Below are 22,927 nucleotides of genomic sequence, written 5' to 3' on the forward strand. Positions count from 1 at the left end.
CCCCAAGATCGGTCCCATCGTCCACCCCTGCCGCGATAGGATGCGACATGACCCAAGGGGGACCTGCCATGACCGCACTCGATTCGACCGCCAAATTTGCATCCGAAGGCCCCTTGCTGGACCGTCTGGTCCGCGATGCCGCGCTGTCGCCCGACATCCGCGCCCGCATCAGCGGCCGCGCGGCCAGCCTGATCCGCCGCATCCGCAGCGAATCGAAACCCACCATGATGGAGCTGATGCTGGCCGAATACGGCCTGTCCACGCGCGAGGGCGTGGCCCTGATGTGCCTGGCCGAGGCGATGCTGCGCGTCCCCGACCGCGCCACCATCGACGCGCTGATTGAGGACAAGATCGCGCCCTCGGACTGGGGGCGCCATCTGGGCGACAGCTCGTCCAGCCTGGTCAATGCCTCGACCTGGGCGCTGATGCTGACGGGGCGGGTGCTGGACGACAGCAAGCCGGGGCTGGCCGGAACGTTGCGCGGCGCGATCCGGCGGTTGGGTGAACCTGTGATCCGCACCGCCGTGACCCGCGCCATGCGCGAGATGGGGCGGCAGTTCGTGCTGGGCCAGACCATCGACGCGGCGTTGGAGCGCGCCAAGGGCCAGGAGGCCAAGGGCTATACTTACAGCTATGACATGCTGGGCGAGGCGGCGATGACCGCCCATGACGCCGCCCGCTATGCCGAGGAATACCGCAAGGCCATCGCCGCCATCGCGGGCGCCTGCAGGCACGGGTCGGTCGCGAAGAATCCCGGCATCTCGATCAAGCTGTCGGCGCTGCACCCCCGCTATGAGGTCGCGCAGGAGGCGCGGGTGATGGCCGAGCTGGTCCCCGTGGTCCGCGATCTGGCGCGTCAGGCCCGCGCCGCGAACATGGGCCTGAACATCGACGCCGAGGAGCAGGACCGCCTGGCCCTGTCCCTGAAGGTGATCGAGGCCGTGCTGCCCGACCCGGACCTGGCCGGGTGGGACGGGTTCGGCGTGGTGGTGCAGGCCTATGGCAAGCGCGCGAGCGCCATGATCGACGCGCTGCACGCGCTGGCAGTCCAGCATGACCGCCGCATCATGCTGCGCTTGGTCAAGGGCGCCTATTGGGACACCGAGATGAAACGCGCCCAGGTCGAGGGGCTGCCGGATTTCCCGCTCTTCACCTCCAAGACCGCGACCGATGTCAGCTATGTCGCGCTGGCGAAAAAGCTGCTCGGCATGACCGACCGCATCTATCCGCAATTCGCGACGCATAACGCCCATTCCGTCGCCGCCGTGCTGGAGATGGCGGGCAATCTGGGCGGTGGGGCGCCTTTCGAATTCCAGCGCCTGCACGGCATGGGCGAACGCCTGCACGACATCGTGCTGAAGGATCAGGGCACCGCCTGCCGCATCTATGCGCCGGTGGGCGCGCATCAGGACCTGCTGGCCTATCTGGTCCGCCGCCTGCTGGAGAATGGCGCGAACAGCAGCTTCGTCAACCAGATCGTCGATGAGGCCGTGACCCCCGAGGAGATCGCCCGCGACCCCTTCGACGCCCTGGCCGAGGCCCGCGCACCTGCGGCATTGCTGGCGCCCGATGCGCTCTACGGGCCGGGGCGCGTGAATGCGCAGGGCTTTGATCTGAGCGCCGCCGACCGGCTGGAGGTGATCTTTGCCGCGCGCGGCGCGGGCGTGCCCGATGCCGCGCCGATCCTGGCCGATGGGCAGTCGGCCCCGGGCGCGCCCGAGCCGGTGACCAACCCCGCCACGGGCCAGGTGGTGGGCCGGGTCACCCAGGCCGATGCCGCCACCGTGGCCCAGGCCATCGCCGCCGCCCGCCCCTGGGGCGCCCCCGCGCCCGAGCGCGCCCGCGTCCTGCGCCAAGCCGCCGACCTCTATGAGGCCGAGTTCGGCCCGATCTTCGGGATCCTCGCGCGCGAGGCGGGCAAGACGCTGAACGACGCCGTGGCCGAGCTGCGCGAGGCGGTGGATTTCCTGCGCTATTACGCCCAGCAGGGCGAGGCGCAGGAGGGTGCCCCGCGCGGAATCATCGCGGCGATCAGCCCGTGGAACTTTCCGCTGGCGATCTTCACCGGGCAGGTGGCGGCGGCGCTGATGGCGGGGAACGCGGTCCTGGCCAAGCCCGCCGAACAGACCCCGCTGATCGCGGCCCATGCCGTGCGCCTGCTGCACCGCGCGGGCGTGCCCCGGGCGGCGCTGCAGCTGCTGCCGGGCGATGGCGGCACGGTCGGCGCGGCGCTGACCCGGGACGGGCGCGTGGGGGGCGTGGTCTTCACCGGCGGCACCGACACCGCGCGGCTGATCGCGGCCAGCATGGCCGATCACATGGCGCCCGGCACGCCGCTGGTCGCGGAGACCGGTGGGCTGAACGCGATGATCGTGGACAGCACCGCCCTGCCCGAACAGGCGGTGCGCGACATCGTGGCCTCCAGCTTTCGCAGCGCGGGCCAGCGCTGTTCGGCGCTGCGCTGTCTTTACCTGCAGGAGGACGTGGCCGAGCCTGTCATCGCCATGATCCGGGGCGCGATGGACGAATTGCGCGTGGGCGACCCCTGGGACCTGGCCACCGATGTGGGCCCGGTGATCGACGCCGAGGCGCAGGCGGGCATCCTGGCCTATCTGGACCAGCATCGGGACCGCATCTTGCATCAGGTCGCGGCCCCCGCCACGGGGTTCTTCGTGCCCCCCAGCCTGATCCGCGTCGACGGCATCGCCGCACTGGAGCGCGAGGTCTTTGGCCCTGTCCTGCATGTCGCGACCTACAAGGCGCGCGATCTGGACCGGGTCGTGGCGGATATCAACGCGCGCGGCTATGGGCTGACCTTCGGCCTGCACACCCGCATCGACAGCCGCGTCCAGGAGATCACGCAGGCCATCCATGTCGGCAACATCTATGTCAACCGCAACCAGGTCGGCGCGACCGTCGGCAGCCAGCCCTTTGGCGGCGAGGGTCTGTCCGGGACCGGACCCAAGGCGGGCGGGCCGCTCTATCTGCCGCGGTTTCACGCGCCCGCGCAGGCGCCCGCCGCGACCGCCTGGACCGGCCCCGACAGCATGGCCCGGCTGCGCGATGCGCTGTCCGCCCCGCCCGCGCCGCCTGCGGCCACCGAACAGCTGATGCCCGGCCCGACCGGAGAGCTGAACCGCCTGCAGACCCTGGCGCGCGGCCCGGTCCTCTGCCTCGGGCCGGGGCCCGATGCGGTGGCCGCGCAGGTCGCCGCCGTGACGCAGGGCGGCGGCCAGCCGGTGGCCGCGCAGGGCCTGCCCGATGCGGCGGCGCTGACGGATCTGCCCGATCTGGCCTGCGTGCTGTGGTGGGGCGATGCCGCCACCGGGCGCGATCTGGCGCAGGCCCTGGCGCGGCGGGAGGGGCCGCTGGTCGCGCTGGTCACCGCCCTGCCCGACCGCGCGCATCTGTGCCATGAGCGGCATCTGTGCGTGGACACGACCGCGGCGGGCGGCAACGCGGCGCTGCTGGCGGGCTGAGGTCAGTCGCCGCCCACCACCGCGCGCAGCGCCTCGAAGACGCCGGGCGCTGCGGCCAGAACCGGGCCGCCGGTCGCGGCGGTGGCGACGGGCAGGGCGCGGCCCCCGGCCTCGGTGATCATCAGCGCGCCCGCCAGGCAGTCCCAGGGGTTCATATGCGGCTCATAATAGCCGCCAAGCCGCGCCGACGCGACCTGCGCCAGCATCAGCGCGCCGGACCCGTTGCGATAGAAGATCCCGCCCTGCGCCATCAGCGCCACGATCACATCGGCCACATGCCGGGGGTCGGTGCGGTGGCTGGCGCCGATGGCGACCAGGCTGTTGTCGATGCGGTGATCGGGGCTGCACGCCATCGGCTGGCCGTTCAGCCAGGCCCCCTGCCCCCGGATCGCGGTATAGAGGTCGCCCGACAGCGGATGCACCGTCACCCCGGCCACCACCTGCCCGTCCTGGACCAGCGCGATCACCACGCACCAATGCGGCAGCCCCGCCAGATAGGGCGAGGTGCCGTCGATCGGGTCGATCACCCATTGAAAGCCGGTGGTGCCAGAGGTCTCGCCCTCCTCCTCTCCCAGGATGGCGTCATGGGGATAGGCGGTGGTGATGGCGGCGCGGATCAGATCCTCGACCTCGCGGTCGGCGCGGCTGACGATGTCCTGGGGGGTGGCCTTGGCCTCGATCACCAATTGATCGCGGTCGTGGAAATAGCGCAGCGCCAGCGCGCCGCCGCGGGTGGCGGCGTCGCAGGCCAGGTCGAAGCGGGCGCGAAGGGGGTCGGTCATGGGGCCTCTCTCAGGCGACGCGGGTCGCGTCCTTGGGGTCGATGCGCAGATGGACGCGGGTGCCCACCGGCAGCGGGGTTTCGGTGATGGGCCGCGACACCAGCAGATCGCCGACGGGCGTCTGGATGCCATATTCGATGCGGCTGCCCAGATAGGTGGCGCTGGCGATCAGGTCGGGGCCGCCCGGCTCCAGCCCGATCCGTTCGGGGCGCAGCGACAGCATCGCCTGCCCCTCGGGGCCCGGCACGTCCAGCGACAGGCCCGGCGCGGTGAACCGCCCCTGCGCCACATGCCCCGCGATCAGGTTCGCGTCGCCGATGAAATCCGCGATGAAGGGCGATGCCGGGCGTTCATACAGGTCCGCAGGCGTGCCGATCTGGGCGATGCGGCCCTGCTGCATCACGACGATGCGGTCGGACACGGCCAGCGCCTCCTCCTGGTCGTGGGTCACATAGACGGCGGTCAGGCCAAAGCGGCGCTGCAGGCTGCGGATCTCCTCGCGGACCTTGCGGCGCAGTTTCGCGTCCACGTTGGACAGGGGTTCGTCGAACAGGATCACGTCGGGCTGCTGGACGATGGCGCGGGCCACGGCCACGCGCTGCTGCTGGCCGCCCGACAGCTCGGACGGCAGGCGCTGGTGCAGGCCGGACAGGCCCACCTGGTCCAGGATCTCGGCCGCGCGGGCGCGGGCGGCGGCGCGTTTCGTGCCGCGGATGACGGGGCCGTAGGCCACGTTGTCCAGCACCGACATATGCGGGAACAGCGCATAGGACTGAAACACCATCCCCACATTGCGCGCCGAGGCCGGGTCCCGGCTGACATCGCGCCCGGCGATTAGCACCTGCCCCTCGGAGGGCAGCTCCAGCCCCGCGATCAGGCGCAGGGACGTGGTCTTGCCGCAGCCGGACGGCCCCAGAAAGGTCACCAGCTCTCCCTTGGCGATGGTCAGGTCGATGCCCGCCACGGCCACGGCGTCGCCATAGCGTTTCACCACGCCGCGAAATTCGATGGCGGTCTCGGTCATGTTGCCTTGCCTTTCGACAGCGCGCTGCGCCGTCCCAGTTTGCGCCGTCCGATGCCCAGGTTCATCAGTGCGATGCAGGCCATCATGACCAGCATCAGCACCGTGGAATAGGCGATGGCCAGCGCGAATTCGCCGTTCTCGACCCGGCCCATGATATAGGCGGTCGCCATGTTGTGCCGCGCCGAGACCAGAAAGATCACCGCCGACACCGCCGTCATGGCCGTGACGAAGGCATAGACCAGCGCGGTAAAGATCGCGGGCTTGATCAGCGGCAGGACCACGTCGACCATGACGCGACCGCCGCCGGCGCCCATGGTCTGGCTGGCCTCCTCCATGCTGCGGTCGATCTGGGCCAGCGCGGCCACGCCCGCGCGCATGCCCACCGCCATGTTGCGGAACACGAAACAGATCACCAGGATCCACAGCGTGCCGGTGATGTCGATGGGCGGCACGTTGAAGGCCGCGATATAGCTGACCCCCACCACCGTGCCGGGCACCGCGAAGGACAGCAGCGTGCCGAATTCGAACAGCCGCTTGCCGGTGAAATCCTGCCGGGTGATCAGCCAGGCGGTCAGGATGCCGATGCCCATGGTCAGCGGCGCCGACAGGGCGGACACCCACAGCGTGGTGATCATGCTGTTCCAGGCCGAGCCGAACAGCTGCACGCCGCGGTCGGTGATCTCGAACGAGAAGGCCGTCCAGACATGCGCGATGGTCGGCGTCAGGTCCATCCGCGCGATATCGCCCACGAAACCACCGACCAGCACGATGGCATAGATGCCCGTGGTGAAGACCACGAAAGGCACCACCGCCGCGATGGCCGCCCATTTGACCAAGGGCGGCACGGCGGCGGTCAGGCCCGCATCCGATTTGCCGGTGACGGTGACATAGCTGGCGCGGCCCACCCACCGCTGCTGCACCCAGAACGCGCCCACGGTCAGCGCCAGCAGGATCAGCGACAGGGTCGCCGCATGGCCCAGGTCGTATTGCGCGCCCACCACCGCAAAGAAGATGCGCGTGGACAGCACGTCATAGCTGCCGCCCAGCACGATGGGGTTGCCGAAATCGGACAGGCTTTCGATGAAGGCCAGCAGGAAGGCCGCCGCCAGGGCCGGGCGCAGCAGCGGCCAGGTCACGCGGCGAAAGGTGGTGACCGGCCGCGCGCCAAGCGTGGTCGAGGCCTCCTCCAGCGTCGGATTGATCGCCTCCAGCGCGGACAGGATCACCAGGAAGGTGACGGGGGCGAAGGCCAGCACCTGCGCCATCAGGATGCCCGGCAGGCCATAGATCCAGCGGGTCGGGCGGATGCCCATCAGCTCGGCCAGCTCGACCGTGACGATGCCGGTGCGCCCGAACAGCACGATGATCGCGACGCCCACCACAAAGGGCGGCGTGATGATCGGCAGGATCGACAGCGCGCGCAACAGACGCTTGAGCCGGAAATCGGTCCGCGCCACCAGCAGCGCCAGCGCCAACCCAAGCGCGGTCGCCAGCGTGGCCGACAGCACGCCCAGGATGACCGAGTTAATGACCACCCCGCAGCGCCCCGCCCCGGTCAGGCATCCCAAGGCCCAAAGGTCGGGCGCGGTCAGGCGCGCGGCGAAGGGCGCCAGCGACACGGTGCCGTCGGCGGCCACGAAGGCTGTCGCGACCAGCCGCAGGATCGGAAAGAACACGAACAGCGACAGCGCCGCCACGATGCCGATGATCGACAGCGCGGCAAAGCGTTCGCCCCGGCAAAAGCCGCGCCCGGCCAGCAGATCGGCCAGCGCGCCGATCAGCGCGATGCCCGCGATCCAGGCGCCCCAGCCAAAGCCGGGCTGGCCCAGGGCGCTGGTGGGAAACAGCGCCTCCAGCCCCGCGATGGCGGGGCCGCGCAGGCCGATGGCAAAGCCCTGCAGGATCAGCCAGACCAGCCCCGCGCCGACCAGAACCGCGCCCGCCGGATGGATGCGCCAGTCCCGCGCCATCGCCGACAGCAGAGCCAGCCCCCCGCCGATGGCGATCAGCGGCATCAGCCAGGCGCGCCCCTCCAGCGCCTGCGTCAGGGCCGATCCGCCGCCGCCCTTGAACCAGGGCAGCAGCAGGACCGCCAGCAGCAGCCCGCCGGACCAGACCAGCCCGATCCGGCGGGCGTCGACTCCGCTCACCGGGCCAGGGCGCCGATTTCCGCGTCCCACCGGGCCAGCAGCGCCGCGCGCACATCGGCCGAGCCGAAGCGCGCAAAGTCATAGTCGATCAGCTTGATGTCCTCGAGGTCGGGCGCCTCGGGCGGGGTCGAGGCGTTCAGGTTCGACGGGACCTGAAAGCTTTTGGCCGCGGCCCCGATCTCCTGCGCCTCGGGGGACAGGGCCCAGTCATACCACAGACGCGCCGCCTCCGGGTTGGGGCCGCCCTTGATGATCGACATGGAGCCCACCTCATAGCCGGTGCCCTCGCAGGGGGCGACGGTCACGACGGGCGCGCCGTCCACGGTCTGGGCCACGGCGTCATGCATGAAGACGATGCCCACCGCCGTCTCTCCGGTGGCGGCGGCGCGGGCGGGGGCGGCGCCCGATTGGGTGTACTGGCTGACATTGGCGTGCAGATCGGCCAGATAGGCAAAGGCCTCGTCCTCGCCCATCAGCTGCACCATCGTGGCCAGCATGGTATAGGACGTCCCCGAGGAATTGGGGTTGGCCACCTGGATGTCGTCGCGGAACCGTTCGTCCGTCAGGTCTGCCCAGCAGGCGGGCGGGTTCTCGGCCACCAGGTCAGAGTTGTAGCCGAACCCCAACGCGCCCGCATAGATGCCCACAGTGCGATAGCCCGAGGTCTCGGCCTGGGCCAGCGCCCAGGGCTGCAGCTGGTCCAGCATGGGGGACCGGTATTCCTCGGTCAGATCCTCCTGGGCGGCCTGCAGATGCGGGTCGCCCGTGCCGCCCCACCAGACGTCGCCGCGCGGCTGGCCGACCTCGGCCTTGATCTGGGCGAATGTCTCTCCGCTGGACTTGCGGGTCATCAGGACATTGATGCCCGTTTCGCGCTGGAACGCCTCGGACTGGGCGCGGCACCATTCCTCGTTGACCGAGCAATACAGCACCAGCTCATCGGCCTGCGCAAAGGCACTGGCAGGCAGGACGGTCAGCGCCGTGGCGGCGATGGCGGCAAAATGGCGGTTCATGCGATCTCTCCCTCTGGGGGCGGGTGCGGTGCCCGTCCCATCCTCTTGGTTCAGCCTAGCGGCACGCGGACGGCCCTGTCCACCGCCAAGACGCCCCGCAAGGCCTTGAAACGGATGGAATTTGATGCTGCGCCGCGGCATGGGCGCTGTCTGGCACAGCGATGTGACAGGGGCATGACGGCCCGCGCGCCGTCATGCCGCACCCGACCAGGCGGCGTCGTGAAAGCCGATCTCCAGCCGCTGGACATGGCCGAACAGCGCGATCAGCGCCTGCTGGCGATCCGCAGACAGGTCCGCGCCCAAGCGGTCGACCCGGTCCCGCAGCCAGCGCGCCTGATCGCGAAACGCGGGCGCTGCATGCAGCGCGATCCAGTCGCGGCGCATCGGATCGCGCAAGGTCGCGTCGCGATGGGCGTCGCACCAGGTCCAGTACATCCATTCGGCGGCGAACATCGCGGTGGCGATATCGGCGAAATCGCCGTCCCGGGCGATGCCCAGCATGCCGTCCCGGAACGCCGCCACCCGCGGATCGGATTGCAGGCCCGGGTCCGCGACCAGCCCGCGCCGGGCATGGGCATCGCGGAAATAATCCATCTGCCCATGGGCCAGCCCATCCAGCGACGCGATCAGCTTGCGCCGGTCGTCCAGATCGCTGGCCTTGGCCACGGCATAGCCGAAGATGGCGATGGCGGTCTCCCCGAAGGCGCCCTCGATCAGCAGATAGCGGTCGAAACCCGCATCGGGCAGGCGGTCGGCGGCCAGATCGCGCACGAACGGATGCGCGACCATCGCGTCGAAACTGGCGGCCTGTTCGGCCAGCATCCGGTCGGACAGGCTCACAGCGCGGCCTCGGCTGCGGCGACAAAGCGGCGGACGCGTTTGGGTTCGACCGGGTTCCACCAGACGCCCCCCTCCTTGAGCGACGAGGCAACGATCACGCCATTAGTGCGGCCCAGGATCGCCGCGACATTGTCGGGCGTCACGCCGGACCCCACCAGCAGCGGCAGATGGGTCGCGCCGCCGATCTCGTCGATCTCGTCCATGCTGGCGCTGTCGCCGGTGCGCTGGCCGGTGGCGATAATGCAATCGCTGTCGAAAAAGCCCAGGTCGCGGGTCAGTTCCGGGATCGACCGGTCGGCCACGATGGCGTGGCTGCCGTGCTTGACATGCGCGTCGGTAAAGACCCGCACATGCTCGGCCCGCAGCAGTGACCGGTATCGCAGCGCCTGCGCCGCGCGACCCTCCATGAATCCCTCGTTGGCGACATAGGCATTGGCCCACTGGTTCACGCGGATGAAATCGGCACCCCCCGCCACGGCGGTGGCCAGCGCGGGCAGGGGCGCATTGGCCAGCACGTTGATGCCGATGGGCAGGCCAAAGGCGCGCCTGATCCGGTCGGTCACGACCGACAGGAAGGCGGGGGTTTCGGGGCCGATCTCGTGTGGTTTGGAAAACGGGATGTCGCCGTGGTTTTCGACGATCAGCCCGTGCATTCCCCCTTGCACCAGACGTTCCGCATCGCGCATGCAGGTGTCATAGATGTCGTCCATCGACGCGCCGCGATAGCGGGGGGCGCCGGGAAAGGCGGGGCAATGGATCATGCCGATCAAGGCCTTGTCGCGCCCGAAGATGTCGCGGATGGCCCCTGCCGGGCGGTCTGAGATCAGTGTCATGGGTTGGCCTTTCGAAAAAGCGGAGACGGGCGATGAAGGCTTTTGTGATCGGAAACGCGGCCCTTGACGAGACCGTGTCGGTCGAGGATTTCCCCCGGCCCGGCGCCTCGATCTTTGGCCGCGCGCTGTCGCAGGACCTGGGCGGCAAGGGCGTGAACCAGGCGGTCGCCATCGCCCGCACGGGCCTGGCCTGCCATCTGGTCGCGGCGGTGGGCCAGGACGCCCGCGGGCGCGAGATCGCCGCACGCCTGGCGGCCGAGCCGGTGATGGCGCAGCTGATCGCGCTGCCCGGTCTCGCGACCGACAATTCGATCATCCTGATGGCGGGGCATGGCGAAAACGCGGTCATCACCACCCGAGCCGCCGCGGGCGCCATGACCCCCGACCACGCGACCGCAGCCCTGGCGCGCGCCGTCCCCGGCGATCTGCTTGTGCTGCAGGGCAATCTGGGGGCGGACACCACCGGCGCCGCGCTGCGCGAGGCGCGGGCGCGGGGCATGCGGACCGCGCTGAACCCCTCGCCCCTGCAGGATTACGTGGCGGACCTGTGGCCGCTGGTCGATTGCGCCTTCGTCAATGAGGACGAGGCTGCGGCCCTGGGCGGCGACGCCCGCCTGCTGTCCCAGGGCGTGGCCGAAGTCGTGCTGACCCTTGGCGCGCGGGGTGCCACGCTGGTGCGGGACGGCGCGCGGATCGACGTGCCCGCCGCGCCCTGCGCGGTGGTGGACACGACCGGGGCGGGCGATTGCTTCATGGCGGTGGCGCTGGCCTCCGCCGCGCTGCGGGGCGTGGCGTTGGATGCGCGCGCGCTGCGCCATGCGGCTCAGGCGGCCGCCTGGACGGTCGGGCGCGCGGGCACGGTCAGTGCCTTTCCCGACACGGCCGCGATGGGCGCGATCCTGGCGGGGGACTGACCCGCTCACCGCGCGACCAGCCAGCCGAACAGGTTCTTCCACAGGGTCGCATAGCCGGGCCAGTCGCAGAATTCGGGCGACAGCCAGTGCGGCCCCACGTCCGAGGTCCAGGCCGCTGTGCGCCCCTGACCGTGTCCGCCCAGAACCAGCAGCGGGTGGCCGCCCTGATCCTCGGGCAGGCGCGCGACCACGGTGGCGCCGTTGCGGACCATCACCTCGTTCACGCCCAGGATCGGCGGCCAGGCGGCGGGCATCCCGGCCATGACCGGGTGGTCGGGCAGCAGGATGTCGGCCTGCGCGCCCTCGGGGATCTCGACCCGGTCGTCCCACGGGTGGCAGGTGACGGGCAGGGTGTCCTCGACCGCGGTGTTTCGCCAACGCGCCTTGCCGTCGATGCCTTGGAACGAGAAATAGCCCCCAATCATCAGCAGGTTGCCCCCCTGCGCAACCCAGTCCCGCAGCATCCGCAGCCGGTTCGGCACCGTCCTGGACCGCAGCCAGACATCGGGCGGCAGCAGAAAGGTGTTCGCCCCGATATCGGACAGGATCACGATGTCATAATCCGCCAGGCCACCGATCTCGAACGGAAAGCCCTCGGCGGCGTCATGGGCGGTCATGTAGTCGATCTGGAATTCGCTGTCCTTCATCGCATTCAGCAGGGGCGTCGCGCCGGTATGGAACCGGACCGAGCCGAACTGGTCAAAGCCCTTGTAATGCGTTTCCGAGGTGGTCCAGCTTTCGCCCACCAAAAGCACGCGGGTTGTCATGGGTCGTTCCTTTCGCGGATGTCAGAAGGTGGCGTCAAAGACGCGGCGCGGGTTCGTGACCATCAGCCGGTCGCAATCCCCGTCGGACAGGCCGTGCCGCATCAGGCGCGGCAGGAAATGGCGGGTGACAAAGGCGTATCCGTTGCCGCCATAGCGGGTCAGCATCATCTTGATGAACACATCCTGCGACAGCAGGATGCGGTCCAGGAACCCCTGTTCGGCCAGCCCCAGGATGGCCCGGGCGACCTGATCGTCGGACGGGCATTGCACCCCCTGATCGGCATAGAAGAAATCCATCCCGATCATGTCGAATTCGACGAAGGCACCCCGCTGCGCCAGCGTTGCCTGATAGACCGGATCGTCATGCGAGGGGTTCATGTGGCACAGCACCGTGTGGCGCAGGTCCCCGCCCTCGGATTCGACCACGTCCAGCACCCGATGCCCAAGCCGGAACCAGCCCGGCAGATGCACCATCAGCGGCAGGCCGGTGCGCGCCTGCGCACGCGCCGCGCCGCGCAGGGATTTTTCCTCCTCGGGGGTGAAATCCGACGACACGCCGATCTCTCCGATCAGGCCGATGCGGGCGTCGGTGCCGTCGGTGCCGGTCAGCGCCTCGGCCACGATCTCATCGGCGATGTCGTCGATGGACAGGCGCGCCACCTGTTCTGGCATCGAGCTGGCCAGATAATAGCCCGCGCCCATCACGATGTTCAGCCCGGTTTCCCCGGCGATGCGGCGCAGGGTGACCGGGTCGCGCCCAATGCCGCGGCAAGTCGGGTCCACCACGCTGCGCCCGCCCACTGCGGTGAAGGCGCGCAACTCCGCGATCGCCAGATCGGGGTCGTCCAGCGCGATGTTGTGGCGGTTCACGAAGGGGTCCTGACGCAGTTCGGACAGGATCTCGATGCTGACGGGGCAGTCGGCTAGGTGCTGGCGTGCGGGGTCGGTCGGTGCGTTCCACCAGCAGCGGCAGTCGTTCTGCAGATGCTCGTGCATCAGCGTGTGGCCCAGATCGGCGGACGCAATCGGGCCGGTGACGGTCATCACCCGGCCCGAACGGGTGTGGCAGAGCGACAGTTCGGTCATGTCCGCGCCTTTCCGAACCGAAAGCCCCGGTCGAACAGTTTCGTGTTCAGCCAGATGGCGATCAGGATGATCGCGCCCGTCACGATCTGCGTGAAGAAGGGCGAGATGTGCAGCAGGATCAGCCCGTTGCCGATCACCGCGATGGTCATGGTGCCCAACACCGTGCCCAGCATCGACGCCTTGCCACCCATCAACGAGGTCCCGCCCAGCACCACGGCGGCGATGACCTGCAATTCGAACCCCTGCGCCGCGTTCGACGAACCAGAGCCAAGCCGCGCGGCGATCAGCATGCCCGCCACGGCAGAGGCCAGCCCGGCCACCACATAGACGGATGCCAAGACGCGCTTGGCGGGCATGCCGACGCGGCGCGCGGCCTCCATGTTCGATCCCACGGCGATCACCTGCCGCCCGTATTGCGTGCGCAGCATGACGACAAAGCCTAGCACCGCGATCAACAGCGCGATCAGCGCGGGCACCGGAAAGCCCGCCAGCGTACCGCGCCCCAGCCAGAAGAAGCCGGGCACATTGGTGATGGGGATCGAATAGCCCTCGGTCAGATACAGCGCAAAGCCGCGCAGGATCGACAGGCCCGCCAGCGTCACGATGAAGGCAGGGATGCCCTGATACGAAATGAACCACCCCTGCACCGCCCCCACGCCCGCGCCCAGCACCAGCATCAGCACCATGACCAGCGGCCAGGGCAGGCCCGCGCCGATGGCGATGGCGCAGACCGCGTTGACCAGCGCCACCTGCGATCCGACCGACAGGTCGATGCCCGCAGTGGTGATGACCAGCGTCATCGCGACCGCGACGATCAGGATGGGGGCTGCCTGGCGCAGCACGTTCAGCAGGTTGCCGGTAGTCAGGAAGGTGGAACTGCTGAGGCCGAAGATGGTCATGCACAGCAGAAAGAACATCGCGATGGACAGGACCTGCGCGTGCTCGCCGATGAAATCGGCCCATGCGGAGCCCGCTTTGCGTTCGGTATAGACAGCCATCAATGGCCTCCCTTGCCGACGATCAGGTCGACCAGTTCCTGAAGGTTCGTGTCTTGGGTGCGCCGTTCGGCGACCTTGGTGCCTTCGTACATGACGGCGATGCGGTCGCAGACGCGGAACAGGTCCTGCATCCGGTGCGTGACCAGCACCACCGCCACGCCGCGCGCCTTGACGCGGTTGATCAGGGCAAGCACGGCCTCGACCTCGGCCACGGCCAGCGCGGATGTGGGCTCGTCCATGATCAGCACCTTGGGGTCGAAGCTGGCGGCGCGGGCGATGGCGATGGCCTGGCGCTGGCCGCCCGACAGTTTCTCGACCTTGGCGGTCAGGCGCGGGATGCGGATCTCCAGCCCGGCCAGCATGCGTTCGGCCTCGGCCAGCATGCGGGGCTGGTCCAGGAAGGGACCGCGCTTCAGCTCTCGGCCCAGGAACAGGTTGCCCACGACGTCCACGTGATCGCAGAGCGATAGGTCCTGATAGACCATCTCAATCTTTTGCGCGCGGGCCTCGGAGGGGGTGGCGAAGCGCACCGGCTGGCCGTCCAGCAGGATATGGCCGCCATCGGGGACATAGGTGCCGGACATGACCTTGGACAGGGTCGATTTGCCCGCCGCATTGTCGCCGATCAAGCCCAGGCATTCGCCCGCCCGCACGTCCAGATCGACCCCGCGCAACGCCTGGTGCGACCCGAAGGTCTTGGTGATGCCGCACAGCGACAGGATGGCCGGGGGGTGGTCCCCCCGCGCCACGGCTGAGGGGACCGGCTGCATCACTCGAACGCCGCCCGGAACTCGTCCACGTTCTCGGAGGTCACGATGGTAACGGGGACCGAGATCTCGGCCTCGACGCTGCCGCCATCCGACAGGGTACCCAGAGCCTCGACCGCCGCCGCGCCCATGCCCGCGGGGTCCTGCTGGATCACGGCCTTGACATAGCCCGCCTCGATCCCGGTGATGGCCTGCGCGGTCAGATCCCAGCCATAGACGGCGATGTCGCCCTGCCGCCCCTGGCTTTCGACCGCCGCGATGGCGCCAAGCAGGGCGGGTTCGCCGGTAGCATAGATCGCGGTCAGCGCCGGGTTCGCGGTCATCAGGTTCTCGGCCGCGCCAAGGGCCGTGTCCTGCACATTCTGGCCGTCCACGGTGCCCGCGACGGTGACGCGGGCACCGTCCAGCGCCTCTTCGAAACCGTCCTTGCGAACGTTCTGGATGAACGAGTTCAGCGCGCCCACGATGCCCAGGGTCGACCCCTCGGGCAGCGTGTCGTTCACCACCGCCGCCAGATCGGCCCCGGCTTGGGCGTTGTCCACGCCGATCTGGGCGGAATGCGGGCCTTCGGGCAGGATCGCGTCGATGGCCACCACGGGGATGCCCGCATCGACGGCCTGCTGGACGGCGGGCATGATGCCGTTCACGTCGATGGCCACGACCGCGATGCCGTCCACGCCCTCCTGGATATAGGTCTCGATCGCGCTGTTCTGCGCCGCCGGATCGTTGTTGGCGTTGAAGATCAGCAGGGTCGCGCCCGCGGCGTCCGCAGCCTCCTGCGCGCCGCGGTTCATGTCGTTGAAGAACAGCGCCTGCTGGTTGATCTGGACCAGCGCAAAGGTCTTGCCCTCCTGCGCCAGGGCGGGCAGGGCGGCGGCGATCAGGCCGGTGGTCATCAGCGCACCCAGGGTGCGGCGGGTTAGGGTGGTCATGGTCTCATTCCTCGCTGTTGGGGTTGCGGTGGAAAGGGCGGATCGGCGGCGCAACGGAGTTCCGCGCGATCAGCGTGACATCCAGCAGCTCCTCTGACGGGGGCTTTGCGGGATCGGTGCCGTCCATGGCCAGCAGGCGCCGCAGCGCGTGGCGGCCCAGGTCGCGGACGGGTTGACGCACCGCGGTCACGGCGGGTGCGAACAGGTGCAGGGGCCCGACATCGTCGAAGCCGATGACCGAGACCTGATGGGGAATGGCGATGCCCGCCTCGGCCAGCACCTCGCACAGGCCGATCAGCAGCTCGTCCGAGGTGGCAAAGATCGCAGTGGGGCGGGTATCCGGGGCGCGGTCGACAAAGCTGCGGCCTGCCGCGCGACCGGCGTCGATGGTATAGGGGCCGCGGATGCGCTCGATCCGGTGATGGGGACCGGCGATGGCGGCCATCCCTTGGGCAAAGCCCCGATGGCGGCGCGCGCCGCTGACCATCTCGTCGACGCCACCCACGAACAGGACGTGGCGATGGCCCGCCTGCGCCAGATGCTGCCCGGCCAGCCAGCCGCCCTGGCAGTTGTCGCAAAAGATCTTGGGGACATCGGCGCCCAGGACATCCTCGTCCACCACCACGCAGCGCGGCAGGCGGTTGATCTTGGCGGCCAGCTCTCGCGTGCCGGCATGGTTGGTGACAAAGATCAGCCCGTCCGCATGGCCCGTCCGCACCAGGTCCAGATAGGACAGCTCTCGCGCGGGGCTGTTCAGCGTCGCGTAAAGCGCCAGCGCCAGGCCCTGCTCGCTGGCCTCGGCCTCGACCGCGCCGACCAGCGTGGCAAAGAACGGGCTGGAGATGTCGGGCACGATCAGCGCGATCGTGTCCGACCGCCCCAGGCTGAGGCGGCGGGCATGCGGGTTGGGGGTATAGTCCAGCGCCCGGATCGCCGCATCGATCAGCGTGGCCGTGCGCTCGGGCAGCTCCAGCGAGCCGTTCAGATAGCGCGACACCGTGGCCTTGGAGACCCCGGCAGCGGTCGCGACATCCTGCAGATTGGCCACCATTTCCCCCGAATCCGCCTGATAAAGCGGTTTAGTAAACTGGTTTATAAACTCAGACTGCCCGGTGGGAATGCGGTCTGTAAACCAAAATGTCATGGCAGTGCGGGCCCTGCCCCTTTCACGGGCAGACGGGGCGGGGATCACGCCCCCGGCCCGTCCGGTCTGTCGGGGGCGTGTCCTACCAGATGAAATCCTCGGCGTTCATGTGCGACAGCCGGAAATCCTCGATCACCAGGCTGTTGGGGCCGATGTTGATCACCACGTCCGACCCCTGCTGGCTTGCAGCGGCGCGGATGTTGGAAAAGCTGTTGATCGCCGCGAACGAGGACAGGTCGATCTGATCGTCGCCATTCTCGAAATCGGTGATCCGGTCGCGCCCGCCGTTAAAGACAAAGCGGTCGGCCCCCTCTCCGCCGGTCATCAGGTCGTTGCCCGCGCCGCCGTTCAGCGTGTCATTGCCCTCGCCCGCGCGCAGCGTGTCGTTGCCCGCGCCCGCGACCATCAGGTCGTCGCCCTCTCCGCCAGTCAGGATGTCGTCGCCGCCGTTGGAAAAGATGCGGTCGTTGCCCTCGCCGCCGTCGATCGTGTCGCGGCCATTGCCGGCGTTCAGCGTGTCGTTGCCCTCGCCGCCGACGACGCGGTTGTTGCCCGCCCCGGCATAGACGATGTCATTGCCCTCACCCGCAAAGATGCGGTCGTTGCCGCCATTGGCCCAGATGCTGTCATTGCCCGATCCGCCATAGACCAGGTTGTTGCCGGTGCCGGCCCAGATGAAGTCGTTGCCTTCGCCGCCATCCAGCGTGTCGTCGCCGCCAAAGCCCTGCAGCCGGTCATCGCCCGAGCGGCCATAGATCAGGTCGGCCGCATTGGTCCCGTTGAGCCTGTTGTCGTCGTCATTTCCGAACAGTCGTGCCATGTGATGTCCTCCAGAGGGAAACGGCGCCGGGGTTCAGAAAGCCCGCCGGTCGACGCCGATCCCCGCGGGCCTGACGCGCCCCCACCCTGAGGGATGCGTGTCCCCCCGATGACGCGCCGGGGCCGGGCTTATTCCGCGATCGCGCGATTTATTTCCCCGCCTGCCAGATCGGGGCCCGCCTGATCGGCACCCGTCGCGCTGCCGCCATTCTGCGGCCCGACGCGGCCCGGCCCCGTGCAGGACGGCGGCGCCTGCAGCAGCCCCGCGCCGAAGACCTCGTCGCGGCCCGGCTCGCCCAGATCCTCGGCCCGTTCGGTCAGGCGGCGGGCCAGATCGGCGGCCGACAGCGCGGGCTCGGCGCGCAGCCACAGCGCCGCCGCTGCCGTCACAAAGGGCGCGGCAAAGGACGTCCCGGTCTTGGTCCGCGCCCCGCTGATCGAGGCCGNCCCGCCGCCGCCACGATCAGCACGTCGCGGGCCACCAGCAGCGCGATCTGGCGGGCCAGTTCCTCATTCGGCGGCCCGGCCAGCGACATGTTGATCAGGCGCAGATCCTGCGCGCCCAGCCAGTCCAGCGCCGCGATCAGGCTAAAAGCGTCACTGCGCTGATCCTGGCCCTGGCGGACAAAGGCATCGACGGCAATCAGCCGCGTGCCCGGGATCAGGCCAGGGCTGCGCGTGTCCGGCGCGCCGACCAGCAGCGCCGCGACCGCGGTGCCGTGCAGCGCATCCGACGCCGTGGCGCGCGCGCGTTCCGCCGCCGGGTCAAGGCTGTGGACGGTCAGGTTGGCCTGGGCGAAGGTCGCGTGATCGGCATTGACGCCGGTATCGACCATCCCCACCGCAGGCAGCGGCCCGCACCCCGCGACCGGCTGCCAGGCGATCACCTGCCGCGCCAGGCACAACCCGCCGGGACAGGCGTCGCCCGCCTGCGCCGCGCCTTGGTCGGTGCGATAGAAATGGTTGAAATCGGCGCTGGTGCCCGAGGCGCGGGCCCGCACCGCCGCGCGGGCGGCGTCCAGATCCAGCGGGCCGGGCTTGCGCAGGCGCACCAGGGTCGCGCCGCCGGTCAGGGCGCGCTGTTCGATTAGGACAAAGCCGTCGGCCTGCAGCTGCGCCAGATCGTCCGCGGAGACGCCCCGCGCGATGATCTCATCGGCGGCACGGTCGGGCAGGGGCGCGGGGGCAGGGGCGCGGGCGGGTGCTGCACGGCGCACGGGGGCGGGGGCCGCCTGTCGGGGCGCGGCCCGGCGCGGCGTCGCGCGGCGCCGGTCGTCGTCATCGCGATCCCCCGACCGCCCCGAGAACGAGGTCCCGCCGCTGCTGCGGCCCCCGTCGCCCCGGTCGTCATCATCGTCATCGTCGTCGTCGCGGTCATCATCATCGTCGTCGTCGTCGTCCGATTGGGCCATGGCCTTGGACAGCAATCCGATGCCGTCCAGGTCCAGGCGGGGCTGGGCCCCCAGGGCCAGCACGAACAGCAGGGTGAACAGGACAAGTCGTTGCATGGGTCTCTCCGTCTGACGTCAGCACTGGACAATGACGCCCCGGCCTTTCAGATATTCCCCCAGGACCGGGGCAGGCAGCAAGGTGGAACCACATGGATGCGGCATTCGGTGATGCACTGATCCGATTGTTGCCGAACCTGCGCCGCTATGCGCTGTCACTGTGCCGCCGCCCCGACCTGGCCGACGATCTGGTGCAGATCACGGTCGAACGCGCGATCACCCATCACGCCGCCCGCGACCCCGCGCAGCGGCTGGAGCCGTGGCTGTTCCGCATCTTGCGCAACGCCTTCATCGACACGACCCGCCGCCAGCGCACCGAGGGCACCCGCGTCGATGTCACCGACCACCCCGAGATCCTTGCGACCGACGACGCCCCGCTGATCGAGGCGCGGCTGATGCTGGCCGCCACGCGCAGCGCCATGACCCGCCTGTCGCCCGAGCAGGAGGAGATCCTGACCCTCGTCTGCATCGAGGGCCTCAGCTATGCCGAGGCGGCCCAGGTGCTGGACGTCCCCAAGGGCACCGTCATGAGCCGCCTGTCCCGCGCCAGGCTGGCCCTGGCCGCCCTGTTGGGAATAAACTGAGCATGCGGCACGTCAACAACGCGATCGGGGCCATCAGGCAAGGACAGGAACAGTGACGATTGACGACGAGACCCTGATGGCGCTGGCCGATGGCCAGTTGGACCCCGATCAGGCGCGCGACGTGCAGGCGCGGCTGGCCGCCGACCCCGCGGCGCAGGCGCGGCTGGCGCTGTTCCGCCGGACGCGCGCCCGGCTGGAGGCGCTGCGCGACGATACCCCGCAGGCGGAACCCGGCGACGCGGCGCTGATCGCGCGCATCCGGGCGGCCACGGGCGGGGCCGCACCCCAACAGGAGGCAGCCGGCCCGGCGGCGGCCACGATACCGCCCAGTCCGACAGCGGCCCCACCCCAGTCCAGGATGCGCGCGGCCAATGCCAATCGCGCGCCCTGGATGGCGCTGGCGGCAGGCTTGGGCGCGGTGGCGGTCATGGCCGGGCTGGCGCTGACCGACGGGCGCCGCGATGGGTCGCCCCTGCAGACCGCGCTGGCCCAGCTGCCCGCCGGAGAAGGGACCGTGCTGCCCGACGGCACCGACCTGACGGTTCTGGCCAGCTTTCGCATCGGCGGCGACGCGCTGTGCCGCGAGGTCGAGACGCTGCGCGACGACAGCGCGCGCCTCGCGGTCCTGTGCCGCGCCGCACCCGGTCAGCCCTTCGAGGAACGCTTTGCCATGGACCTGCCCGCAGGCGACGACTATCGTCCCGCCTCGGGCGATCTGGAGGCGCTGGACGACTGGCTGATCCAGGTCGGCGCAGGCCCCGTCCTGTCCCTCCAGGAGGAGGCGCCGCTGCTGACCCCCTGAGCGATCACGCGTCGTCGATCACATAGCCAAAGCCGCGCACATTGCGGATCAGCCGCTCGGCACCGGGGCCGTCCACCTTCTTGCGCAGATAGGCGATATAGACCTCGACCAGATTGGTGTTGGGGTCGAAGCTTTTGCCCCACACGCCCGCCAGGATCTCCATCCGGCTGACGATGGTGCCGCGCCGTTCGACCAGGAACCGCAGCAGCGCGAATTCCGTGGGCGTCAGGCCCAGATCGCGCCCGCCGCGCACGGCACTTTTCAGCGCCAGGTTCAGCGTCAGGTCGGCGATCTGCACCGCCTCCTGGCGGGCGCCGCCCCGGCGGCGCAGCGTCTCGATGCGGACCAGCAGCTCCTCGAAAGCGAAGGGCTTGGTCATATAGTCGTCGGCCCCCGACCGCAGGCCGTCCAGCTTTTCCTCCAGCGCGTCGCGGGCGGTCAGCATCAGGATCAGCTGCCCCGAATCGGCGCGGCGCAGCTGGGCGCACAGATCCGCCCCCTCGGCATCGGGCAGCATGCGGTCCAGGATCACCAGGCACCAGCGCCGCGCCTCCAGCGCGGCCAGCATCGCGGCGCCGGTCGCGACGTGATGGGGGGCATAGCCCTCGACCGTCAGGCCCTGGACCAGAAAGGCCGCGATCTCGGGGTCGTCCTCGACGATCAGGATGTCCATGCCGCGCCCCCCTGCGCGCCGCCCCAGGGCAGCGTGATCTCGACCCGCGCGCCGGGCTCGGTGCGGGCGATGGCGATGGCGCCGCCATGCTGCTCCAGCAGCCAGCGCGCGATGGGCAGGCCCAGCCCCGCGCCCCCCCGCGCGCCCCGGCTGTGGCCGCGATAGAACCGCTCGAACACCCGCGAGGCCTCCTCCTCGGTGAAACCCGGGCCGCGGTCGGACACGGCCAGCCGGATCAGGCCCCCGGCCTCGTCCAGCTCCAGCGTGACGGCGGTGCCGTCGGGGGCGTGGCTGATGGCGTTGTCCAGCACGATGACGATGGCCTGGCGCAGCCGGTCGGGATCGGCGCGCAGCACGATCGGTTCGGAAGGCTGGGTGACGCTGATCGTCACGTCGCGCTGACGCGTCAGCAGGGCGGCATCCATCATCACCTCGGCCAGCACCTCCTGCATCATGGTGTCGCGAAAGGCGAAGGCGATGGCCCCGGCCTCGGAGCGGGCCAGAAACAGCAGGTCATCGACCAGCCGCCCCATCTGCCCGCTGCGCCGGGTGATCTGGGAGAGGGTCTGGCGCAGGTCGGCCACCGTCGCCTGCGGCTGGCGCAGCGCCACCTCGGCCTGGCCGCGGATGGCGGTCAGGGGGGTGCGCAGCTCGTGGCTGACATCGGCAAAGAACTGGGTGCGGGTGTCGTTCAGCCGCGTCAGGCGGGCGTTCGCGGCCTCCAACTGGCTGGTGCGCTGGCTGAGGCTGGCGGTGCGCTCGGCCACCTGAACCATCAGCGAATCGCGGGCCGCGCGCAGGTCGCTCTGCTGGCGAGCAATGGCGCGGGCCATCTGGTCGAACCGCGTGGCCAGCCGCCCCAGCTCGTCCCCGCCGGGGGCCGGGCGGGGGCGGGTCACGCGGCCCTGGCCCAGGTCGTCGACCGCGCGGGCCAGCGCCTCGATGGGCCGCGACACCAGCCGGTCCATCACCAGCGCGGCGCCCACGGCCAGTCCCGTCCCCAGCACCACCGTGCTGATCGCCAACGCGCGCAGAAGTTCCGTCTGGCGGTCCCACCGGTCGATGGCGTCCAGCACCCGCGCCTCGTCGGCGGCGGTCGCGCTGCGCAGCAGGTCCGAGATCTCGTCGTCCAGCCCGTCCTCGACCTGCACGACATAGATGCGCCGCGCCTCCTCAATGCGGCCATCCGCCACCAGATCGGCCATGCGCGCGCCGATATCGGCCAGCCGCTCGGTCCGGTCCAGGATCACCTCGATCCACTCCAGCATCTCGGCGTCGCGCTGGCGGGCACGGTCGCTGGCGGCGGTGGCGATGTCCTCGCGCAGCCGATCGCGCACCCCCTCCAGCCGCGCCAGCAGGGTCCGCGACACCTCGGTGACCTCGCGCCGATTGGACAGCCCGATGCTCAGCAGCTCTGAGATCTGCTCGGCCATGCGGTTGCTGTCCGAGCTCAGCTCGTTCAGCTGGCGCAGGCTTTCATAGCTGTCGGCCATGCGGCGGCGGTTGCGGTCGGTCGTCTCCAGCGCGACCAGCATGAAGGCGCAGATGACCGCCACGCAGACCGCCAGCGCCCCGTGGCTGACCAGAAGCTTGTTGCGGATCTTCATGCCCGTTCCTCTTGCGGCTGGTCACACGATAGGCGGATCGCCGCGACCCGCCATGCCCGATCGGCCTGTCTCGTAAACTTCTAATTTGAAGGACGGCCCTGCCGTCTCCACGTCGATCGCATGCGACAGACGTGCTTGCAAAGCATTCCGTCAGACCTTTTTGCGCCTGCCCGCGGCCCTTGCGGGAATAAAACCTGCGGCCCCG

At 69.8% G+C, this 22,927-nt stretch carries 20 protein-coding genes and 1 pseudogene; 4 read left to right on the forward strand and 17 right to left on the reverse strand.

Translation table 11 applies throughout. The annotated features are described in order from the left end of the window. The first annotated feature begins 68 nt into the window (after positions 1-68). Positions 69-3,479, forward strand: a complete 3,411-nt coding sequence (gene putA, locus ABS73_RS13750) for a bifunctional proline dehydrogenase/L-glutamate gamma-semialdehyde dehydrogenase PutA (protein ID WP_277023750.1) — start codon at positions 69-71, stop codon at positions 3,477-3,479. Between the two features lie 2 nt (positions 3,480-3,481). Here putA and ABS73_RS13755 read toward each other — a convergent pair whose 3' ends face one another. From ABS73_RS13755 to ABS73_RS13780, 6 genes are all read right to left on the reverse strand, one after another. Then, positions 3,482-4,261, reverse strand: a complete 780-nt coding sequence (locus ABS73_RS13755; protein ID WP_277023748.1) for an inositol monophosphatase family protein — start codon at positions 4,259-4,261, stop codon at positions 3,482-3,484. Positions 4,262-4,271: 10 nt separating this feature from the next. Beyond that, complete coding sequence (locus ABS73_RS13760) at positions 4,272-5,285, reverse strand: ABC transporter ATP-binding protein (RefSeq protein WP_277023747.1); 1,014 nt, start codon at positions 5,283-5,285, stop codon at positions 4,272-4,274. Further along, positions 5,282-7,435 carry an ABC transporter permease gene (locus tag ABS73_RS13765; RefSeq protein WP_277023745.1) on the reverse strand — a complete coding sequence of 718 codons (2,154 nt, stop codon included), beginning with the start codon at positions 7,433-7,435 and terminating at the stop codon, positions 5,282-5,284. Before ABS73_RS13765 ends, ABS73_RS13760 begins: the two co-directional genes overlap by 4 nt. Continuing rightward, positions 7,432-8,448 carry an ABC transporter substrate-binding protein gene (locus ABS73_RS13770; protein ID WP_277023743.1) on the reverse strand — a complete coding sequence of 339 codons (1,017 nt, stop codon included), beginning with the start codon at positions 8,446-8,448 and terminating at the stop codon, positions 7,432-7,434. Before ABS73_RS13770 ends, ABS73_RS13765 begins: the two co-directional genes overlap by 4 nt. A gap of 192 nt (positions 8,449-8,640) precedes the next feature. Continuing rightward, the gene (locus tag ABS73_RS13775; RefSeq protein ID WP_277023741.1) at positions 8,641-9,288 is read right to left on the reverse strand and encodes a TenA family protein; all 648 of its coding nucleotides are present in this window, start codon (positions 9,286-9,288) and stop codon (positions 8,641-8,643) included. Continuing rightward, positions 9,285-10,121 (reverse strand): BtpA/SgcQ family protein, encoded by an 837-nt coding sequence (locus ABS73_RS13780; protein ID WP_277023740.1) that lies wholly within the window; start codon positions 10,119-10,121, stop codon positions 9,285-9,287. The genes ABS73_RS13775 and ABS73_RS13780 overlap by 4 nt, the downstream gene beginning before the upstream one ends. Before the next feature lie 32 nt (positions 10,122-10,153). Here ABS73_RS13780 and ABS73_RS13785 point away from each other — a divergent pair, with 32 nt between their 5' ends. Continuing rightward, positions 10,154-11,035 carry a ribokinase gene (locus tag ABS73_RS13785; RefSeq protein WP_277023739.1) on the forward strand — a complete coding sequence of 294 codons (882 nt, stop codon included), beginning with the start codon at positions 10,154-10,156 and terminating at the stop codon, positions 11,033-11,035. 5 nt (positions 11,036-11,040) lie between these two features. Here ABS73_RS13785 and ABS73_RS13790 read toward each other — a convergent pair whose 3' ends face one another. The 9 genes and pseudogenes from ABS73_RS13790 to ABS73_RS16820 all read right to left on the reverse strand — a co-directional run. Next, positions 11,041-11,802 carry a glutamine amidotransferase gene (locus tag ABS73_RS13790; protein WP_277023738.1) on the reverse strand — a complete coding sequence of 254 codons (762 nt, stop codon included), beginning with the start codon at positions 11,800-11,802 and terminating at the stop codon, positions 11,041-11,043. Positions 11,803-11,823: 21 nt separating this feature from the next. After that, the gene (locus ABS73_RS13795) at positions 11,824-12,888 is read right to left on the reverse strand and encodes a phosphotriesterase family protein (protein WP_277023736.1); all 1,065 of its coding nucleotides are present in this window, start codon (positions 12,886-12,888) and stop codon (positions 11,824-11,826) included. Continuing rightward, complete coding sequence (locus ABS73_RS13800) at positions 12,885-13,886, reverse strand: ABC transporter permease (RefSeq protein ID WP_277023734.1); 1,002 nt, start codon at positions 13,884-13,886, stop codon at positions 12,885-12,887. Before ABS73_RS13800 ends, ABS73_RS13795 begins: the two co-directional genes overlap by 4 nt. Beyond that, a complete protein-coding gene (locus tag ABS73_RS13805) occupies positions 13,886-14,656 on the reverse strand; it encodes an ATP-binding cassette domain-containing protein (protein ID WP_277023732.1) in 771 nt (256 codons plus the stop codon). The genes ABS73_RS13800 and ABS73_RS13805 overlap by 1 nt, the downstream gene beginning before the upstream one ends. After that, the gene (locus ABS73_RS13810; protein WP_277023731.1) at positions 14,656-15,585 is read right to left on the reverse strand and encodes a substrate-binding domain-containing protein; all 930 of its coding nucleotides are present in this window, start codon (positions 15,583-15,585) and stop codon (positions 14,656-14,658) included. Before ABS73_RS13810 ends, ABS73_RS13805 begins: the two co-directional genes overlap by 1 nt. Before the next feature lie 4 nt (positions 15,586-15,589). After that, positions 15,590-16,636, reverse strand: coding sequence for a LacI family DNA-binding transcriptional regulator (locus ABS73_RS13815; RefSeq protein ID WP_277023730.1), 1,047 nt, complete (start codon positions 16,634-16,636; stop codon positions 15,590-15,592). Between the two features lie 175 nt (positions 16,637-16,811). Continuing rightward, complete coding sequence (locus tag ABS73_RS13820) at positions 16,812-17,549, reverse strand: calcium-binding protein (RefSeq protein WP_277023729.1); 738 nt, start codon at positions 17,547-17,549, stop codon at positions 16,812-16,814. A gap of 128 nt (positions 17,550-17,677) precedes the next feature. After that, positions 17,678-17,986, reverse strand: a complete 309-nt coding sequence (locus ABS73_RS16815; protein WP_353743340.1) for a S8 family serine peptidase — start codon at positions 17,984-17,986, stop codon at positions 17,678-17,680. A 9-nt stretch (positions 17,987-17,995) separates the two neighbouring features. Further along, positions 17,996-19,056 (reverse strand): annotated as a pseudogene (locus ABS73_RS16820) (S8 family serine peptidase); the annotation flags it as partial. 92 nt (positions 19,057-19,148) lie between these two features. Between ABS73_RS16820 and ABS73_RS13825 the strand changes: the two are divergent. Continuing rightward, on the forward strand, positions 19,149-19,640 hold the full coding sequence (locus tag ABS73_RS13825; protein WP_277018377.1) for an RNA polymerase sigma factor: 492 nt from the start codon (positions 19,149-19,151) through the stop codon (positions 19,638-19,640). Between the two features lie 52 nt (positions 19,641-19,692). Further along, positions 19,693-20,442: an anti-sigma factor family protein gene (locus ABS73_RS13830; protein ID WP_277018375.1), complete on the forward strand. Its 750-nt coding sequence runs from the start codon at positions 19,693-19,695 to the stop codon at positions 20,440-20,442. Positions 20,443-20,446: 4 nt separating this feature from the next. On the opposite strand, the gene ABS73_RS13835 is transcribed toward ABS73_RS13830, so the two are convergent. Further along, positions 20,447-21,115: a response regulator transcription factor gene (locus ABS73_RS13835; RefSeq protein ID WP_277018373.1), complete on the reverse strand. Its 669-nt coding sequence runs from the start codon at positions 21,113-21,115 to the stop codon at positions 20,447-20,449. Then, on the reverse strand, positions 21,103-22,722 hold the full coding sequence (locus ABS73_RS13840) for a sensor histidine kinase (protein ID WP_277018370.1): 1,620 nt from the start codon (positions 22,720-22,722) through the stop codon (positions 21,103-21,105). Before ABS73_RS13840 ends, ABS73_RS13835 begins: the two co-directional genes overlap by 13 nt. Positions 22,723-22,927: the final 205 nt, after the last annotated feature.

The organism is Paracoccus sp. SCN 68-21, from assembly GCF_001724535.1.
Taxonomy (GTDB): domain Bacteria; phylum Pseudomonadota; class Alphaproteobacteria; order Rhodobacterales; family Rhodobacteraceae; genus Paracoccus; species Paracoccus hibiscisoli.

Bases quoted from the DNA above. Each gene is read 5' to 3' on its own strand.
- putA (WP_277023750.1), top strand. From the start codon at position 69: ATGACCGCACTCGATTCGACCGCCAAATTTGCATCCGAAGGCCCCTTG.
- ABS73_RS13755 (WP_277023748.1), bottom strand. From the start codon at position 4,261: ATGACCGACCCCCTTCGCGCCCGCTTCGACCTGGCCTGCGACGCCGCC.
- ABS73_RS13760 (WP_277023747.1), bottom strand. From the start codon at position 5,285: ATGACCGAGACCGCCATCGAATTTCGCGGCGTGGTGAAACGCTATGGC.
- ABS73_RS13770 (WP_277023743.1), bottom strand. From the start codon at position 8,448: ATGAACCGCCATTTTGCCGCCATCGCCGCCACGGCGCTGACCGTCCTG.
- ABS73_RS13780 (WP_277023740.1), bottom strand. From the start codon at position 10,121: ATGACACTGATCTCAGACCGCCCGGCAGGGGCCATCCGCGACATCTTC.
- ABS73_RS13785 (WP_277023739.1), top strand. From the start codon at position 10,154: ATGAAGGCTTTTGTGATCGGAAACGCGGCCCTTGACGAGACCGTGTCG.
- ABS73_RS13790 (WP_277023738.1), bottom strand. From the start codon at position 11,802: ATGACAACCCGCGTGCTTTTGGTGGGCGAAAGCTGGACCACCTCGGAA.
- ABS73_RS13795 (WP_277023736.1), bottom strand. From the start codon at position 12,888: ATGACCGAACTGTCGCTCTGCCACACCCGTTCGGGCCGGGTGATGACC.
- ABS73_RS13800 (WP_277023734.1), bottom strand. From the start codon at position 13,886: ATGGCTGTCTATACCGAACGCAAAGCGGGCTCCGCATGGGCCGATTTC.
- ABS73_RS13805 (WP_277023732.1), bottom strand. From the start codon at position 14,656: ATGCAGCCGGTCCCCTCAGCCGTGGCGCGGGGGGACCACCCCCCGGCC.
- ABS73_RS13810 (WP_277023731.1), bottom strand. From the start codon at position 15,585: ATGACCACCCTAACCCGCCGCACCCTGGGTGCGCTGATGACCACCGGC.
- ABS73_RS13815 (WP_277023730.1), bottom strand. From the start codon at position 16,636: ATGGTGGCCAATCTGCAGGATGTCGCGACCGCTGCCGGGGTCTCCAAG.
- ABS73_RS13820 (WP_277023729.1), bottom strand. From the start codon at position 17,549: ATGGCACGACTGTTCGGAAATGACGACGACAACAGGCTCAACGGGACC.
- ABS73_RS13825 (WP_277018377.1), top strand. From the start codon at position 19,149: ATGGATGCGGCATTCGGTGATGCACTGATCCGATTGTTGCCGAACCTG.
- ABS73_RS13835 (WP_277018373.1), bottom strand. From the start codon at position 21,115: ATGGACATCCTGATCGTCGAGGACGACCCCGAGATCGCGGCCTTTCTG.
- ABS73_RS13840 (WP_277018370.1), bottom strand. From the start codon at position 22,722: ATGAAGATCCGCAACAAGCTTCTGGTCAGCCACGGGGCGCTGGCGGTC.